This is a genomic window from Rhizobium sp. 18055, from assembly GCF_902706285.1.
GTDB lineage: Bacteria > Pseudomonadota > Alphaproteobacteria > Rhizobiales > Rhizobiaceae > Rhizobium.
In genome coordinates this window covers 1-2,610 of the sequence record NZ_CACSKD010000043.1, presented here as the reverse complement: position 1 = coordinate 2,610, position 2,610 = coordinate 1, and the positions used below count along the sequence as shown (strand labels likewise).

The window sequence follows — 2,610 nt, the reverse complement described above, 5'->3', positions numbered from 1 at the left end:
GTATCCGTACGCTGAAGGCCGCGGAACTGCCGCGCGCGCGAATGTACGGGTTGATGTATGGTAAGGCTGGCGTTAGGCGATAGGCTGGTCCTGCGCCTTTTCAGGCTCACGGAGCCTTTTCCATTGCCACGGCAGCAGCTCATGCAGACGAGAGGCAGGGTGGTCTGCGATGCGGTCCAGCACGTCGGCGAGCCAAGCCTTTGGATCGATGTCGTTGAGGCGGCATGTTGTGATGAAGGTGAGCATGACGGCGGCACGATCTGCCCCACGCTGGGAACCGGCGAAGGTCCAGTTCCGACGACCAAGTGCTATGCCTCTCAGGGCTCGCTCGGCGGCATTGTTCGTGAGACAAATTCGGCCATCGTCAAGGAAACGGGCAAAACCATCCCATCGCTTCAGCATATAGTCGATGGGCCCGATCACCTCGGAGGATTTACTGAGCGTCGCACGCTCCCGTTTTAGCCACTCGTGCATGTCATCGAACAGCGGCTTGCTCTTCTCTTGCCTGACAGCCTTTCGTTCTTCAGCACTCAGTCCGTTGATCTGGCGCTCGATCTCGAACAGCGCGTCGTAGCGTTGAACGGCCTCCAGGGCGATCGGCGAGATGGGCTTGCCCTTCCGCTTTCGGTCACGAGCACTCTTCTGGATATCGGCCAGCTCAAAGAATTTGCGTCGTGCATGCGCATGGCAAAAGGCAAAGGTGATGGGCACCGCTTTCGTTTCGGCAACACTGAGTGGCTCGAAGCCATTGTAGCAATCACTCTGCAGAATGCCACTATAGCTTGCCAGGTGCTTTTGCGGATGCTCGCCGCGCCGGTCACTTGAAGCGTAATATATTGCGGCTGGTGCTGCCTTGCCCCCGAAGGGCCGATCATCACATACATAGGTCCATATGCGCCCGGTCGTGCATTTGTCTTTGGCCTGGATGGGAATAGTCGTGTCGTCGCCATGAAGGCGCTCAGCCGCAAAGACATGAGATTCGATCAGATCAAAGACCGGCATAAGGGCCGCCACCCCAAATCCAACCTGATCGGCTAGCGTCGAGGTCGAAAGCTCGATGCCCTCGGATTTGAACCGAGTGCTCTGGCGGTTGAGAGGGCTATGCATGCCGAACTTGTCGAAGAGGATTGTCGCCAGCAGATGAGGGCCGATAAAGCCGCGCGGCGTGGCATGGAACGGCGCTGGTGGCTGGCTGATCGCCTCGCAGTCACGGCAGGTAAACTTCTCCCGCACGGTCTCAATCACGATAAACCGACGCGGGATTTCTTCCAGCGTCTCGTTGACGTCCTCGCCCAGCTTCGACAGACGCTCCCCGCCGCAACATGCGCAGGTGGTCGGAGGATCGATGATCCGGCGCTCGCGCTCGACGTTCTCGGGCCAGGGCTTTCGCACCGGCCGTTTGCGCGTGAACGAACGCACGTTAGAAGCCTCGGCGGCAGCCACTTGAGCTGCAACCTCATCCTCTGTTGCCGCCATCACCAGCTCTTCGAGCTGCAACTCCATCTGGTCGATCAGGCGCGCCGTGCGCTCGGATCGCTGGCCGCGCAGCTCGCGCCTCAGCTTCTCTATCGCCAGTTCCAGGCGGACGATCAGTGCCTCACTGTCCGACAGCATGGCTTGCGCAATGGCGGCGTGTGCCACCGCCGTATTGCGTTCAGCTGCAACGAGATCGCGCTCGGCCTGCAGCATCTCACGCTCGGAAAGCAGCGCCAGATAGGCGCCAGCAAGGTCCGCAGGAAGATCGATGCGCTTCGAACTCATAAAGCTATTCGATCAGATTCCTTCAACATTTTCAATGGAATAATGCTATCCGACCCGCGTTGGACGATAGGTTTCCTGCGGATTGCGCCAGTCGATCCCGGACAACAAATAGGACAATTGCGCCGGTGAGATTGAGACTGCACCGCCCTCCACATTCGGCCAGATGAACCGACCCTTTTCCAGCCGACGGGTAAAAAGGCATGCCCCCAGGCCATCATGCCAGATGATCTTCAAGATATCAGATCGCCGGCCGCGAAAGACGAACAGATGTCCTGACAAAGGGTCATGCTTCAGAACCTCCTGTACTCGAAGTGCCAGAGAGGGAAAGCCGCAGCGCATGTCCGTATATCCCGTCGAAAGCCAGACCTTGACCGCAGTCCCCATCGGAAACGGGTTCACCGTAACGTCTCCAGTCCCCGCATGATCCGGATCAGAGCCTCCACGTCGACATCGCGGTCCACGATCACACGGTGGCCATTTGCGCTGACAACCTCAATCCGGCTTGTCTGCGGCAACGCTCCTGCTGCAGGCCCTATCTCTGGAACAAGCAGTGCCGGGATAAAACCCACGTCAGCCGAAGCTTCCAACTGCCACGCTCGTGCCAGCCGTCGCCATTCATATAATTGCGAACGTGAAATTCCATGTCGCCGCGCCGTCGTCGCACACAAGCCAGGTTCCAGATAGCTCTCGGCGACAATCTGCAGTTTCTTCTGTTTGCTAAACCGCCGCCGCCGGCCGCTATCGATAATCTCAAGCCGCTCCATTCCGCACTGTCCCTATTGACGTCAATACGGACAGTCAGTGCCAAATCTCATGATTTCTACAAGACGGCCTTGCCCGGACGGATAC

At 58.4% G+C, this 2,610-nt stretch carries 3 protein-coding genes; all 3 read right to left on the bottom strand.

What is annotated here, in order from left to right; all coding sequences use genetic code 11:
- Positions 1 to 72: 72 nt before the first annotated feature.
- The 3 genes from GVL52_RS27745 to GVL52_RS27735 are packed head-to-tail and all read right to left on the bottom strand — an operon-like array spanning position 73 to position 2,525.
- Positions 73 to 1,761 carry an IS66 family transposase gene (locus GVL52_RS27745; RefSeq protein WP_160012624.1) on the bottom strand — a complete coding sequence of 563 codons (1,689 nt, stop codon included), beginning with the start codon at positions 1,759 to 1,761 and terminating at the stop codon, positions 73 to 75.
- A gap of 45 nt (positions 1,762 to 1,806) precedes the next feature.
- Positions 1,807 to 2,160 (bottom strand): IS66 family insertion sequence element accessory protein TnpB, encoded by a 354-nt coding sequence (gene tnpB / locus GVL52_RS27740; RefSeq protein WP_200847924.1) that lies wholly within the window; start codon positions 2,158 to 2,160, stop codon positions 1,807 to 1,809.
- Positions 2,157 to 2,525: a transposase gene (locus tag GVL52_RS27735; RefSeq protein ID WP_160012623.1), complete on the bottom strand. Its 369-nt coding sequence runs from the start codon at positions 2,523 to 2,525 to the stop codon at positions 2,157 to 2,159. The genes tnpB and GVL52_RS27735 overlap by 4 nt, the downstream gene beginning before the upstream one ends.
- Positions 2,526 to 2,610: the final 85 nt, after the last annotated feature.